General features: G+C 65.1%; 11 protein-coding genes. 6 read left to right on the forward strand and 5 right to left on the reverse strand.

Annotated features, from left to right (window positions below; translation table 11 throughout):
- A partial coding sequence (locus PMN64_RS26510; protein WP_411782775.1) for an HlyD family secretion protein occupies positions 1-399 on the reverse strand: 399 nt, incomplete at its 3' end.
- A 142-nt stretch (positions 400-541) separates the two neighbouring features.
- Here PMN64_RS26510 and PMN64_RS26515 point away from each other — a divergent pair.
- The 4 genes from PMN64_RS26515 (at position 542) to mctP (ending at position 4,509) form a co-directional block, all read left to right on the forward strand.
- Positions 542-1,453 (forward strand): LysR substrate-binding domain-containing protein, encoded by a 912-nt coding sequence (locus PMN64_RS26515; protein ID WP_411782760.1) that lies wholly within the window; start codon positions 542-544, stop codon positions 1,451-1,453.
- 252 nt (positions 1,454-1,705) lie between these two features.
- A complete protein-coding gene (locus tag PMN64_RS26520; protein ID WP_411782761.1) occupies positions 1,706-2,677 on the forward strand; it encodes a Bug family tripartite tricarboxylate transporter substrate binding protein in 972 nt (323 codons plus the stop codon).
- Between the two features lie 145 nt (positions 2,678-2,822).
- Positions 2,823-3,008, forward strand: coding sequence for a DUF3311 domain-containing protein (locus PMN64_RS26525; protein WP_028341143.1), 186 nt, complete (start codon positions 2,823-2,825; stop codon positions 3,006-3,008).
- Between the two features lie 10 nt (positions 3,009-3,018).
- Entirely contained in the window at positions 3,019-4,509 is a 1,491-nt protein-coding gene (gene mctP / locus PMN64_RS26530; RefSeq protein WP_411782762.1) for a monocarboxylate uptake permease MctP, read from the forward strand.
- Here mctP and PMN64_RS26535 read toward each other — a convergent pair.
- On the reverse strand, positions 4,480-8,163 hold the full coding sequence (locus tag PMN64_RS26535; RefSeq protein ID WP_411782763.1) for an indolepyruvate ferredoxin oxidoreductase family protein: 3,684 nt from the start codon (positions 8,161-8,163) through the stop codon (positions 4,480-4,482). The two genes, mctP and PMN64_RS26535, sit on opposite strands and share 30 nt — an antisense overlap.
- 156 nt (positions 8,164-8,319) lie before the next feature.
- On the opposite strand from PMN64_RS26535, the gene PMN64_RS26540 reads away from it, so the two are divergent.
- Positions 8,320-8,775: an Lrp/AsnC family transcriptional regulator gene (locus PMN64_RS26540; protein WP_028341140.1), complete on the forward strand. Its 456-nt coding sequence runs from the start codon at positions 8,320-8,322 to the stop codon at positions 8,773-8,775.
- Positions 8,776-8,881: 106 nt separating this feature from the next.
- On the opposite strand, the gene PMN64_RS26545 is transcribed toward PMN64_RS26540, so the two are convergent.
- Together PMN64_RS26545 and PMN64_RS26550 are read right to left on the reverse strand one after the other, a co-directional pair.
- A complete protein-coding gene (locus PMN64_RS26545) occupies positions 8,882-9,379 on the reverse strand; it encodes a hypothetical protein (protein WP_411782764.1) in 498 nt (165 codons plus the stop codon).
- Between the two features lie 45 nt (positions 9,380-9,424).
- Positions 9,425-9,778: a hypothetical protein gene (locus PMN64_RS26550; protein WP_411782766.1), complete on the reverse strand. Its 354-nt coding sequence runs from the start codon at positions 9,776-9,778 to the stop codon at positions 9,425-9,427.
- Positions 9,779-9,969: 191 nt separating this feature from the next.
- Here PMN64_RS26550 and PMN64_RS26555 point away from each other — a divergent pair, with 191 nt between their 5' ends.
- Complete coding sequence (locus PMN64_RS26555) at positions 9,970-10,890, forward strand: LysR family transcriptional regulator (protein ID WP_411782767.1); 921 nt, start codon at positions 9,970-9,972, stop codon at positions 10,888-10,890.
- Positions 10,891-11,387: 497 nt separating this feature from the next.
- Here the strand turns inward: PMN64_RS26555 and PMN64_RS26560 are convergent, their stop codons facing one another.
- Positions 11,388-12,173 carry a fumarylacetoacetate hydrolase family protein gene (locus tag PMN64_RS26560; protein ID WP_028341136.1) on the reverse strand — a complete coding sequence of 262 codons (786 nt, stop codon included), beginning with the start codon at positions 12,171-12,173 and terminating at the stop codon, positions 11,388-11,390.
- Positions 12,174-12,183: the final 10 nt, after the last annotated feature.

Genomic DNA, 12,183 nt, shown 5'->3' on the forward strand with positions numbered 1-12,183 from the left:
GATGATCGGCTGCTGCAATTCGAGCTGGGCATCGAGGTTGCGCACCGAGGCTGTGGCGGCGTCGACATCGGCCCTGGCCTGGCCGAGCGCGGTGCGGTAATCGCGGTCGTCGATCTCGGCCAGCAGCTGGCCGGCCTTCACCGGCTGGTTGTCGGTGACCAGCACCCTGGCGATGTAGCCCGAGACCTTCGGGGCGATGATCGTGGAGTCCGCCTTCACATAGGCGTCGTCGGTGGTTTCGAGGTAGCGGCCGGTGGTGAGGTAGTCGTAGCCAAAGTCGGCTGCCACGGCGACGCCGATGATCGCGACGAGCCCGAGCGCCACCCGCTTGACCGTTTTCCGTGACGGACAGAGACCGATTTTTTCCGATTCTTCAGGGACATAAGTGGTGGTCGACATGACATCCTCCGGGTCGAACATTTGCGTCCTTCCAGAAAGGGCGCCCAGTACGGCCCTTAGATGCAATGTCCTCCCCGCTGTGATAATCCCGATAAAACTGGAAGCATTATCAAGCCAGCGCTGATAATCCGGACCTTGCCGAATGGATCGCCTGACCAGCCTGACCGCCTTCGTCCGGGTCGTGGATACCGGCGGCTTCTCCGCCGCCGGCCGCAAGCTCAACATGTCCACCACCATGGTGAGCAACCACGTGCAGTCGCTGGAGGACCGGCTCGGCGCCCGGCTGCTCAACCGCACCACGCGCAAGGTCAGCCTCACCGAGGTCGGCCAGGCCTATTACGACCGCTGCGTTCAGATCCTCGCCGATATCGAGCAGGCCGACGACATCGCGGGCGCCCAGCAATCGGTGCCGCGCGGCACGCTGCGCATCTTCACCAACACCCATCTCGTCCAGTTCCTGTCGCCGGCGGTGGCCGAGTTCCTCGCCACCTATCCCGAGGTCAAGGTCGATCTCACGATCGGCGAGCGCAATGCCGATCTGATCGACGAGAATTACGATCTCGCCGTGCGCATGGTGCCGCCGCCGGACTCCAGCCTGATCGTGCGCACTATCGCGACCTGGCGCCACGTGCTGTGCTGCTCGCACGGCTATATCGAGCAGAACGGCAAGCCAACGCTGCTGGCCGATCTCTCCACGCGCAACTGCATGCGTCACGCCAACTACCCCTATGGCGACGAGTGGCGCTTCGCCGACCGCAAGGGCACGCCGGCCGCGGTGCGGGTCTCCGGAAATCTGATCTCCAACAGCGGCGAAACCCTGAAGCTCGCGGCGCTGGCCGGCGTCGGCGTCTTCCTCGCGGCCGGCTTCCTGGTCCGCGACGAGCTGGAGTCGGGACAACTGGTCCGCTTGCTGCCCGAATACCGGCCGGTCGAGCTCACGATGAACGCGGTCTATCCGCACCGCCATCACCTCTCGGCGAAGGTCCGCACCTTCATCGACCTCCTGGTCCGTCACGCCACCGAGCAGCAGAAGCTGATCAATCCGTATTCGTGAGCGAAGGTGCGCGGATGCTTGCGATGATGGCACGCGTGCGCCCTTCATCACCGTCATCCTGAGGAGCCGCGCAGCGGCGTCTCGAAGGATGCACGGCCCGGCTGCTGGCCGTTCATCCTTCGAGGCTCGCTCCGCTCGCACCTCAGGATGACGGGACTAATAGTGCGACGTTCCTTCCGCGTCATGACCACCCGGCAGCCGTTGCATAGCCGTTGCGTGTATGAAGATCGCCTCACCTGCCGGGGGCCCGTCATGCCGCTTCGTCTCCTCGCATCACTCCTGTTCGCGATCGCAGCAAATGTCCTGCTGCACGTGCCGGCGCGCGCCGCCCATCCCGACCACATCGTCAAGATCGTGGTGCCGTTCGCGCCGGGCGGCGGCACCGATGTCGTGGCGCGGACGCTGGCGCAGGAGATGCAGAAGGATCTCGGCGTCACCGTCATCATCGAGAACAAGCCGGGGGCGGGCACCATCATCGGCACTCAGAGCGTTGCGGCGAGTCCATCCGACGGCTACACGCTGCTGATGGCGACCTTCGCCAACGCGGTCAATCCGAGCCTCACCAGCAAGCTGCCCTATGACGCGCACAAGGATTTTGCGCCCGTGGCGCTGGTGGCGCGCTCGTTCAACGTCGTCGTGGTCAATCCGGCTTCGCCGATCAAGTCGATCGCCGATTTGATCGCGGCCGCGAAGGCCGATCCGGAAAAGCTGTCCTACGGCACCTATGGCACCGGCACCTCGGCGCATCTCGCCGGCGAACTGTTCAAGCACATGGCCGGGGTCAATCTCACCACCGTGCCCTACAAGGGCGCGGCGCCCGCCATCACCGACCTCTTGGGCGGCCAGATTCAGGTGATGTTCACCACGGTGGCAAGCTGCGCCTCGCTGGTCGAGGCCGGGCAGCTGCGCGCGATCGGGGTGACATCGGCTGAGCGCTCGGCCGCGTTCCCGCAATTGCCGACGGTGTCGGAAGCCGGCGCATCCGGCTATGTCGCGGAATCCTGGTACGGCCTCTACGCGCCGGCCAACACGCCGCCGGACATCATCGACCGCCTCAACAAGTCGGCAGCCAAGGCGGTGCAGGCAGAGGCCTTCAAGAAGCTCAGCGTCAATGAAGGCCTCGTGATGGTGGCCTCACCGCCGGCCGAGCTCGACCGCTACTTTGCCGGCGAGGAGGCGCGCTGGCGCAAGGTGATAAAGGACGCCGGCATCAAGGCCGAATAGGCGGCATGCGCCAGGTGACGATCACATCTTTTTGCGTCGCATTGCCGTAACCGTGATTCTAGACGCAACGAACCGGTTCCTGGATCGCTGCCATGATCAGCGGAACCTGCCGCCTTGAGCTGTGTCTTGCGTCAAAGAGTAGGCCATGTGGATTTTGTTGCTGCTGCCGTTCATCGGCTTGCTGTGGGTGCCGTTCTATAATTTCGTCGAGCCCACCCTGTTCGGCTTTCCCTTCTTCTACTGGTACCAGCTCGCCTGGGTGCCAATCTCCTCGCTTCTGATCTGGCTGGTCTATCGCAGCCGCCGGCCTGATGCCGACGAGCCGCGGTGAGGGGACAGCCATGACCGATCACATCGCCTGGGTGGCGCTCTGCGTCTTCGTCTTCTTCTTCGCGCTCGTCACCGTGATGGGCTTCTTCGCGGCGCGCTGGAAATCCGGCCCGGTCAGCGAGCATCTCGACGAATGGGGCCTCGGCGGCCGCCAGTTCGGCACCTGGATCACCTGGTTCCTGGTCGGCGGCGACTTCTACACCGCCTACACCGTGATCGCAGTGCCGGCGCTGGTCTATGCGGTCGGCGCCTATGGCTTCTTCGCGCTGCCCTACACCATCATCGTCTATCCCTTCGTGTTCGCGGTCATGCCGGTGCTGTGGAAGAAGGCGCATGCGAACGGCTACGTCACCGCCGCCGATGTCGTCCACGGCGCCTATGGCTCGCGCGCGCTCGAGCTTGCGGTGGCGTTGACCGGCCTGGTCGCGACCATGCCCTACATCGCGCTGCAGCTGATCGGCATGGAGGTCGTGATCAAGGCGATGGGGCTGTCCGGCGAACTGCCGATCATCGCCGCCTTCGTGATCCTCGCGCTCTATACCTATAGCTCCGGCCTGCGCGCGCCGGCGCTGATCGCCTTCGTCAAGGACATCATGATCTACATCGTGGTGTTGACTGCCGTGGTCGTGGTGCCGGCAAAGCTCGGCGGCTATGGCGCGGTGTTCGCGGCCGCCAACGACGCCTTCACGGCGAAGGGCGGCGCCACCGGCCTGACGCTGAAGCCTTCACAATATCTGCCCTACGCGACGCTGGCGCTGGGTTCGGCGCTTGCGGCCTTCATGTATCCGCACACGCTGACCGGCATCTTCGCCTCGAAGTCGGCGGATACCATCCGCAAGAACGCGATCCTGCTGCCGGCCTATACGCTGCTGCTCGGCCTGATCGCGCTGCTCGGCTACATGGCCCATGCCGCGGGCATCAAGGTGACCTCGCCCAACGACGTGGTGCCGATGCTGTTCAAGACGCTGTTCCCGGAATGGTTCGCGGGCTTTGCATTCTCGGCGATCGCGATCGGCGCGCTGGTGCCGGCGGCGGTGATGAGCATCGGCGCCGCCAATCTGTTCACCCGCAATGTCTGGAAGTCCTATGTCAATCCGGACATCACACACGCGGGTGAGGCGTCGGTGGCGAAGATCACATCGCTGGTGGTCAAGGTCGGTGCACTCGCCTTCATCCTGTTCCTGCCGACGCAATATGCGCTCGACCTGCAACTGCTCGGCGGCCTCTGGATCGTGCAGACGCTGCCGGCGCTGGTGTTCGGGCTGTTCACCGTCTGGTTCCGCGCCGAAGGGCTGCTGCTCGGCTGGGCGGCCGGCATCGGCTGGGGCACGTATACGGCGTGGAGCAACGGGCTGAAGCCGCTTGCCAGCATCTCGTTCGGCGATTCCAGCTACAGCTTCTATGTCGGGTTCGGCGCGCTGCTGCTCAACATCGTCGTGGCGGTGCTCGCGACCGTCGTGGTCGGCCTGATATCACCCGCCAAGCGCCGCGCGGCGGCCTGAGCCGTCGCCTTGGTCTGACGGGGCGGAGGCAAGTCGCGCGGTGAGTCGCGCGGCCTCCGCCCTGGTCTTTTCGATCGCGGCATCCTTCACCGGCCCATAGCCGCGAATCTCCATCGGCGCCTTTGCCAGCGCGACCAGATCGGGCAGCCGTGCCTTGTCGAGCTTGCCGAGCATGGTCTCGATCAGCGCCTCGTACCATGTGATCAGCTCGCGCTCGGCGCGGCGCTCCGCGCTGTAACCGAACACGTCGAACGCCGTGCCGCGCAGCCCCTTGAGCCGCGCGAGCAACCGCAGCGGCGTCTGGATCCATTGGCCGAACGCGCGCTTCTTCGGCCGTCCCCGTGCATCACGTCGCGCCGCGAGGAACGGCGGCGCAAGGTGATATTGCACCGTGAAGTCGCCGTCGAACTCGCGCTTGAGCTCGTCAAGGAAGCCGGTCTGCATATGCAGCCGCGCCACCTCGTATTCGTCCTTGTAGGCCATCAGCTTGAACAGCGCGCGGGCGACGGCGTCGGTGAGGGGAAGATCTTGTCTGCTTGATTCGATCTGTCCGCGTGCCCCGTCCGCCTCTCCCGCTTGCGGGGGAGGCCGGATCGCATCGACAGATGCGATCCGGGTGGGGGCTCTCTCCGCGATACGATTCGTGGTGAGACCCCCACCCCAACCTCGAGAGCGAGCTTCGCTCGCCTCGGACCCCGCAAGCGGGAGAGGGGGCGCACCTCCGTCGCGGCTGCTGCTCAGCGTGGCCTCGGCGCGGCGGACGCGATCGACCGTGGTCCGATAGCGCGCGGCGTAAGCCGCGTCCTGGTACTCACTGAGGAAATCCGCGCGGCGCGCAATCATCTGCTCGATCGTCTCCGGTGCATTGGCCGAGGCACCGTCAGCCTTCGGCAGGAAATCCGGATCGGCAAAGGCGATGCGGCCCCAGGCCAGCGCCTGCCTGTTGCGCTCGATCGCGACGCCGTTCAATTCGATCGCGCGGGTCAGCGCCTCCAGCGAGACCGGCACCAGGCCCCGCTGCCAGGCAAAGCCGAGCATCATGATGTTGGCATAGACGCTGTCGCCAAGCAGCCGCTCGGCCAGCGCGTTGGCGTCGATCATGGTGAGGTTGCCCGACCCGATCACCCGCTCGATCGCGCGCAAGCGAGCCGGCGAGGCGAGGTCGGCATCGCGAAACCGAACCACGTCGCCGGTCGGCATCTCGGCGATATTGACCGCAGCGCGCATCCCCTGGCGATAGGTGCCGGACGCCTTCGCCGACGAGCTCACCACGAGGTCGCAGCCGATCAGCGCGTCGGCCGCGCCCTGGTCGATCCGCACCTGATGCAGCGCCTCGGGCGTAGCCGCCAGCCGCAGATAGCTCAGCACGGGGCCGAACTTCTGCGCGAAGCCCGTGAAGTCGAGCACCGAGACGCCGCGGCCCTCGAGATGCGCGGCCATCGCGATCAGCGCGCCGACGGTGATGACGCCGGTGCCGCCGACGCCGGTGACGAGGAGATCGTAGGGACGCTCGAGCGCCGCGAGCTCCGGCACCGGCAGTGCCGCCGCGCGCGCGAGCGGATCGATCGCGCTTGCCGTCTTCGCCCGCCGCTTGCCGCCCTCGATGGTGACAAAGCTCGGGCAGAAGCCGTTGAGGCAGGAAAAATCCTTGTTGCAGGTCGAGAGGTTGATCCGGCGCTTGCGGCCGAACGGCGTCTCCTTCGGCTCGACGCTGAGGCAGTTCGATTCCACCGAGCAGTCGCCGCAGCCTTCGCAGACGAGGTCGTTGATGAAGGCGAAGCGCGCGGGATCCTCGATCGTGCCGCGCTTGCGCCGCCGCCGCTTCTCGGTGGCGCAGGTCTGCTGATAGATAAGCACGGTGACGCCGGAAATCGCGCGCAGCTCGCGCTGCACGGCGTCCATTTCCTCGCGCGGATGGATGGTGACGCCGGCGGGCAGGTCGGCCGGCGAGAAATGCGCGGGATCGTCCGACACCAGCGCGATCCGCGCGACGCCCTCGGCGCGGACAGAGTGAGCGATCGCCTGCACGCTGACCGGGCCATCGACCGGCTGGCCGCCGGTCATCGCCACCGCGTCGTTGAACAGGATCTTGTAGGTGATGTTGGCTTTCGCGGCGATCGCCTGCCGGATCGCCATTGAGCCGGAGTGATAATACGTGCCTTCGCCGAGATTCTGGAACACGTGGCTGTTGCCGGTGAATTTCGACGACGCCGCCCAGTTGACGCCTTCGCCGCCCATCTGGATCAGCGACGAGGTCTCACGGTCCATCCAGCTTGCCATGAAGTGACAGCCGATGCCGGCCAGCGCCTTGGAGCCTTCCGGCACCTTGGTCGAGGTGTTGTGCGGGCAGCCCGAGCAGAAATACGGCGTCCGCGTCGCGCCCGGCACCGCGATCATGCGGTCCTGTTCGGGCACCAGCGCGGCGACGCGGCGGGCCAATTGCAATTCCGGAAACATCGGGTCGAGACGCCGCGCCAATACGTCGGCGAGCATGCGCGGCGACAATTCGCCGGTCCAGGAGATCAGCCGCGCGCCGCTCTCGTCATGCTTGCCGACCATCCGCTCCGGCTTGGCTCCGGGATAGTCGTAGAAATACTCCTTGAACTGGCTCTCGATGATGCCGCGCTTCTCCTCGACCACGAGGATCTCGCGCTTGCCCTTCACGAACTCCATCGCATCGTGCAGCGCGAGCGGCCACACCATGCCGACCTTGTAGATGTCGATGCCGAAGCGGCGGCAGGCCGCCTCGTCGAGCCCGACCAGCCGCAGCGCCTCCATCAAATCGAGATGCGCCTTGCCCGTGGTGACGATGCCGTAGCGCGCTCCCTTGATGTCGTAGATGTGGCGGTCGATCGGATTGGCTTTCGCGAATGCGTAGACCGCGTGCTTCTTCGCCTCCAGCCGCTCCTCGATCTGCGGGCCCGGCAGATCCGGCCAGCGATAATGCAGGCCGCCGGCCGGCGGCACGAAATCCGGCTGCACGAAACGGCGCGGCGGCCGCAGTTCGACCGAGGCGCCGGATTCCACGATCTCCGAGATTGCCTTGAAGCCGACCCACATGCCGGAGAACCGGCTCAGCGCGTAGCCATATTCGCCGAACGCGAGATATTCGCCGACATCGGCCGGATGCAGCGTCGGCATGAACCAGCTCATGAAGGCGACGTCGGACTGGTGCGGCATTGAGGACGACACGCAGCCATGGTCGTCGCCGGCGACGACAAGCACGCCGCCATGCGGCGAGGAGCCGTAGGCATTGCCGTGCTTCAGCGCATCGCCGGAGCGGTCGACGCCGGGGCCCTTGCCGTACCACAGGGCGAACACGCCATCGACCTCGCGATCCCTTTGCGTCTCGACCTGCTGCGAGCCGAGCACCGCGGTCGCCGCGAGGTCCTCATTGACCGCGGGCAGGAATTCGATGCGGTTGTCCTTGAGCTGCTCGCCGATCTTCCACAGTTCGAGATCGACGCCGCCGAGCGGCGAGCCGCGATAGCCGGAGATGAAGCCCGCGGTGTTGAGGCCGGCGGCGCGGTCGCGCCGCGCCTGGTCGAGCACGATGCGCACGATCGCCTGTGTGCCGGTGAGGAAAACGCGGCCATTTTCGCGGCTGTAGCGCTCGGACAGCTGGTAGGCGTCGAGCAACGGCATCTGGCCCATGATTGACCCTCCGGGAATCGCGATGTCTGATCCGACAAGGCTATGCCTGTGGGGCTGGTAGGTCTTACCTATCCATTCATTCGTCGCGGAAAAATCGGTAGGATATTGCTGAGAGTGATATAATTCGGTAGAATCTACCAAACCGGAGTCCCCGCAATGGTCGAAGAGCAGGACGAGAAAATCCTCGCCGAGCTGCAGAAGGATGGCCGCGCCACCAACCAGCAGCTTGCGGAAACCGTCGGGATGTCGACCTCCGCCTGTTGGCGCCGGGTCCGTGCGCTGGAAGAGTCCGGCGTCATCTCGGGCTATTCGGCGCTGGTGGCGCGCGAGCGCGCCGGCTTTGCGACCTCGGCGATCCTGCACGTCTCGCTGGAGCGGCACGACGTCAAATTCGTCGACGAGTTCGTCGCGCGGGTGATGAAGCGCCGCGAGGTGCTGGAATGTTTCGCGACCACCGGCGACGCCGACTATCATCTGCGCGTCGTGGTGCGCGACATGGACGCCTACAATAGATTCTTGGACGAGTTCATGTTCCGCATCCCCGGCATCCGCCACGTCCGCACCAACGTGATCCTGAAGGAGATCAAGACCGGCGTGGCATTGCCGTTTTAGCTCGTTGCAGCGCTTCGTAGGATGGGTAGAGCGCAGCGAAACCCATCACTCGTGCCGCGGGTTGGAAGCGATGGGTTTCGCTGCGCTCTACCCATCCTACGCATCATTATGCTTGTTCCGCCGATTTGGCGCGCATCAGCAGCATGAACACCATGACATGGCTGACCAGCAGCAGCGGCACGTAGAGAGCCGGAATGTAGATGCCGGCGCCGAACAGGCCGGGATCGCCGATCTTCACGCCGTTGTAATAGGCGTTGAGCAGATCCAGCGTGCCCCAGACGTTGAACACCCAGACGATCGGAATCGCGATCGCCCAGCGCCAGGACAGCGCGGCCATGGCAAGCAGCGCGAGACCGGCCGCGGCGAGATCGCCCCATCCGACCTCAGCCGCGAAATCCGCGCTCAACTGCGGCGACACGAACCCGGTGACCATAAAGTTCATGCCCAGGAACCTGAACGCATGGAACGCTGCGAGCAGTCTGAGCGCGTTATCACGTGGCATCGCGCGGACCGCCGGCCAGACATAGGTGACGGCTACGACAGCACTTGTCAGAAACGCACCGGCGACGCTGAGGACGAATGGAAGATTGAAGCCCGGGGGCATCGGCGGATTCCCTTCTGTTGTCGATTGGGTTCGCTCGAAACGCGCTTAGGGCCTGGCGAGTAACAGGCGGAGCGGCAGCAGCGGGCCGACCCCGATGTACTCGTGATCCATCAGATCGAGTTTGGACAACGGCAGACCCTCCATGATCGCGTGCGCCTCGGCGGCATCCTTGGCATCGAGCAGCAGGACCACGCCGCGTCCGTCGGACCGCGAATACCATTCGCGAATCTTGCCGTTGAGATAGAGCTGCACGGTCTGCCGGATTTCGTCCGGCATCACGGCCATCACCTGATCGCGGGTGACGCCGGCTTTCGCGGTGAGGATGACCATCACGCCGGTGGTGACGGTGGAGGTGGCTTGGGCTTGGGCTTGAGCTTGGGCAGGGGAGGGAGCGGTCATGGAAGTGGTGCCTGTCAAAGTGAGGGTGAGAGCCAGGACTGTGTGACGGATTGCTTGCATCGGTCGCAGGTCTCCGTTCACGACGGATGTCGTGATGTCGCGTGAGCAGCGCGTGTCGCGTTGCCGCCGCTTGTGGCTCCGATGTAAGGCGGCTTTCCGCGAGCGACTATTCGCGATAATGTTCACAGGCCATGAAGCAAAACTTCACAGTCCGGCAGGGCGCGCTCGACGGCGTCGAGGCATTCCTGGCCGTCGCCCAGCACCGCAGCTTTCGCCGCGCGGCGGCCGAGCTCGGCGTCACGCCATCGGCGATCAGCCAGGCGGTGCGCGCGCTCGAGGCGCGCCTCGGCGCTGTGCTCTTCATCCGCACCACCCGCAGCGTCGGGCTGACCGACGCCGGCGAACGATTTCTGGCGCGTGCAAGACCGGCATTCGAGGAGCTGGTCGCGGCGAGCGGGGCGGCGCGCGAGCTCGGGCAGAAGCCAGCGGGGCTGTTGCGCCTCACCGTGCCGCGCTCAGTGGTGCCGATCCTGCTGGAGCCGCTGATCGCCTCGTTCTGCAAGGCCTATCCCGAGATCGAGGTCGAGCTCGCCGCCAGCGAGGAACTGGTCGACCTCGCCGCCGGAGGCTTCGATGCCGGCATCCGCATGGGCCAGTTCATCAACCCGGACATGGTCGCGGTTCGCCTGACCAAGCCGTTCCCGTTTGCCATCGTCGGCAGCCCGGACTATCTCGCGCGCCGCGGCCGCCCCAAACGCCCGGACGATTTGCGCGCGCATGCGTGCCTCCGTTTGCGACGATCGAACGGTGGCCTCGCGCCATGGTCGCTGAACGACAATGGCCGTTCGATCGAGCTTGCCGTGTCGGGATCCTTCATCGGCCATGATTTCCCGACGCTGGTCGGCGCGGCGGTCGAAGGTGTCGGACTGGCGCAAGTGCCCGCACCGCTGGTATCAGGCGCCGTGAAGGAGAAGAAGCTCGTCCGTGTGCTGGAGCCATTCGCGCCGACCACGCCGGGCGTGTTCCTCTACTATCCCGGCCACCGCCAGATCATGCCGAAGCTGCGCGCCTTCATCGATCACGTGAAGAGCAGGCCGCGGGCTGGGCGGTGAGCCAAATGTAGGTTGGGTGGAGCGAAGCGATACCCATCGTCGTGCAGTGGATTCGAGACGATGGGTTTCGCTTCGCTCTACCCATCCTACGCAGCATGTTTTGCTTGCCGCTGCGAGAGCGGCGAAACGAAATGCAAGGTTTGGACGGTTCATGTCGCGAGAATGCGGACGTACGACTCACTGACCGAGCCACAAACTCGCCGTCGTCCCGGCGAAAGCCGGGACCCATAACCACCGATGCTCATTGTTGCGCGACGCCGTGGCCGCAGCCTTCTTCAACAATTCAACCCTGTGGCTATGGGTCCCGGCCTTCGCCGGGACGACGAATGGAGAGAGAAGCGACCAGCTCCATCACCGTCATGCTGAGGTGCGAGCGCAGCGAGCCTCGAAGCACGACGGCCCGGCTCTCGACGCAAGGATGGAGCGGGGCCGTGCATCCTTCGAGGCTCGCTTCGCGAGCACCTCAGGATGACGGCTCTAAAGCGGCGCGGCGTGCCTCACACCTTCTCCCTCACGAACTGGTTCCGCAATGTCCCGATCCCGGTGATGTCGATCTCGACCACGTCGCCGTCCTTCAGGTCCGGCGAGGCGCCGTCGGTGCCCATCCAGATCACGTCGCCGGGCGACAGCGTGAAGTATTTCGAAAGCTCGACGAGGAACGGCACGATGCCGAAGATCATCTCGTTGGTGCGGAAGCAGCCGGTCTCCTTGCCGTTGACGCGGATCGCGGTCTCCATGCGGTCGAGGTCGACGTCGGTCTCGATCCACGGGCCCATCGGCTTGAAGGTGTCGGCGTTCTTGGCACGCCACAGCCCGCGATCGGCCTTCTGCCAGCTCCGTTCGGAGACGTCGTTGCCGATGGTGTAGCCGAACACGCAGTCCATCGCGTTGGCCTCGGTCAGGTGCTTGGCTTTCTTGCCGATCACGACGACGAGCTCGCCCTCGTAATGGATCTTCTCGGTGGCACCAGCCGGGATCACGACATTCTCGTCATGCGCGATCAGCGCGTTCTGCGCGCGGTATCCGATCTCGGGACGGTCAGGCACGTTCGGCACGGTGCCGGCCTTGTCGGCGGCCTCTTTGAGGTGCTTCAGATAATTCAGACCGACGCAATAGAAGGTGCGCGGGATCAGCGGCAGCTCGATCTTGACGTCCTTCAACGCATGCGTCTTCGCCGTCTTGCTCCATTCGCCGAACGGATCGCCGTTGACGGTGGTGACGGTGTCGCCCTCGACGAGGCCCCAGGAAGTCGTACCCGCGGCGGTGAATTTCAGCCAGCGCATGATGATGTCC

Origin of the sequence: Bradyrhizobium sp. UFLA01-814, assembly GCF_046718885.1 — a bacterium.
GTDB lineage: Bacteria > Pseudomonadota > Alphaproteobacteria > Rhizobiales > Xanthobacteraceae > Bradyrhizobium > Bradyrhizobium elkanii.

Excerpts from the sequence above, each read along its gene's own strand:
- PMN64_RS26515 (WP_411782760.1), top strand. The coding sequence starts at position 542 with ATGGATCGCCTGACCAGCCTGACCGCCTTCGTCCGGGTCGTGGATACC.
- PMN64_RS26520 (WP_411782761.1), top strand. The coding sequence starts at position 1,706 with ATGCCGCTTCGTCTCCTCGCATCACTCCTGTTCGCGATCGCAGCAAAT.
- PMN64_RS26525 (WP_028341143.1), top strand. The coding sequence starts at position 2,823 with ATGTGGATTTTGTTGCTGCTGCCGTTCATCGGCTTGCTGTGGGTGCCG.
- mctP (WP_411782762.1), top strand. The coding sequence starts at position 3,019 with ATGACCGATCACATCGCCTGGGTGGCGCTCTGCGTCTTCGTCTTCTTC.
- PMN64_RS26535 (WP_411782763.1), bottom strand. The coding sequence starts at position 8,163 with ATGGGCCAGATGCCGTTGCTCGACGCCTACCAGCTGTCCGAGCGCTAC.
- PMN64_RS26540 (WP_028341140.1), top strand. The coding sequence starts at position 8,320 with ATGGTCGAAGAGCAGGACGAGAAAATCCTCGCCGAGCTGCAGAAGGAT.
- PMN64_RS26545 (WP_411782764.1), bottom strand. The coding sequence starts at position 9,379 with ATGCCCCCGGGCTTCAATCTTCCATTCGTCCTCAGCGTCGCCGGTGCG.
- PMN64_RS26550 (WP_411782766.1), bottom strand. The coding sequence starts at position 9,778 with ATGACCGCTCCCTCCCCTGCCCAAGCTCAAGCCCAAGCCCAAGCCACC.
- PMN64_RS26555 (WP_411782767.1), top strand. The coding sequence starts at position 9,970 with ATGAAGCAAAACTTCACAGTCCGGCAGGGCGCGCTCGACGGCGTCGAG.
- PMN64_RS26560 (WP_028341136.1), bottom strand. The coding sequence starts at position 12,173 with ATGCGCTGGCTGAAATTCACCGCCGCGGGTACGACTTCCTGGGGCCTC.